Below are 1,207 nucleotides of genomic sequence, written 5' to 3'. Positions count from 1 at the left end.
CGACAGGCAACTGTCACTGCTCTTTAACAATTAACAGCCGATAAGTGTGGGCGCTTGGAATGAGCGAGTCGAACCCTTCGGGGATCGCCACAAGTTTGTATCAAGTGCTCACAAACGAAAGATGAAGAATTACCTTGTGTAACTCTGAATTTTTCTTTGAGACACAATCGGTCTCGTCGCAAGACGGGACAACCACAGAGATTAAACTGAAGAGTTTGATCCTGGCTCAGATTGAACGCTAGCGGGATGCTTTACACATGCAAGTCGAACGGCAGCACGAGAGAGCTTGCTCTCTTGGTGGCGAGTGGCGGACGGGTGAGTAATATATCGGAACGTGCCCAGTAGCGGGGGATAACTACTCGAAAGAGTGGCTAATACCGCATACGCCCTACGGGGGAAAGGGGGGGATCGCAAGACCTCTCACTATTGGAGCGGCCGATATCGGATTAGCTAGTTGGTGGGGTAAAGGCTCACCAAGGCAACGATCCGTAGCTGGTTTGAGAGGACGACCAGCCACACTGGGACTGAGACACGGCCCAGACTCCTACGGGAGGCAGCAGTGGGGAATTTTGGACAATGGGGGAAACCCTGATCCAGCCATCCCGCGTGTATGATGAAGGCCTTCGGGTTGTAAAGTACTTTTGGCAGAGAAGAAAAGGCATCCCCTAATACGGGATGCTGCTGACGGTATCTGCAGAATAAGCACCGGCTAACTACGTGCCAGCAGCCGCGGTAATACGTAGGGTGCAAGCGTTAATCGGAATTACTGGGCGTAAAGCGTGTGTAGGCGGTTCGGAAAGAAAGATGTGAAATCCCAGGGCTCAACCTTGGAACTGCATTTTTAACTGCCGAGCTAGAGTATGTCAGAGGGGGGTAGAATTCCACGTGTAGCAGTGAAATGCGTAGATATGTGGAGGAATACCGATGGCGAAGGCAGCCCCCTGGGATAATACTGACGCTCAGACACGAAAGCGTGGGGAGCAAACAGGATTAGATACCCTGGTAGTCCACGCCCTAAACGATGTCAACTAGCTGTTGGGGCCGTTAGGCCTTAGTAGCGCAGCTAACGCGTGAAGTTGACCGCCTGGGGAGTACGGTCGCAAGATTAAAACTCAAAGGAATTGACGGGGACCCGCACAAGCGGTGGATGATGTGGATTAATTCGATGCAACGCGAAAAACCTTACCTACCCTTGACATGTCTGGAA

The 1,207-nt window shown here is 51.9% G+C and carries 1 rRNA gene; it reads left to right on the top strand.

The window, feature by feature from the left end:
* Positions 1-203: 203 nt before the first annotated feature.
* Positions 204-1,207, top strand: a 16S ribosomal RNA gene (locus V6936_RS17260); the annotation flags it as partial.

Source organism: Alcaligenes sp. CHO6, from assembly GCF_037120595.1.
GTDB classification, from domain to species: domain Bacteria; phylum Pseudomonadota; class Gammaproteobacteria; order Burkholderiales; family Burkholderiaceae_B; genus Alcaligenes; species Alcaligenes ammonioxydans.
The sequence above is the reverse complement of the archived record's forward strand: the minus strand, read 5'-3'. Positions and strand labels throughout refer to the sequence as shown.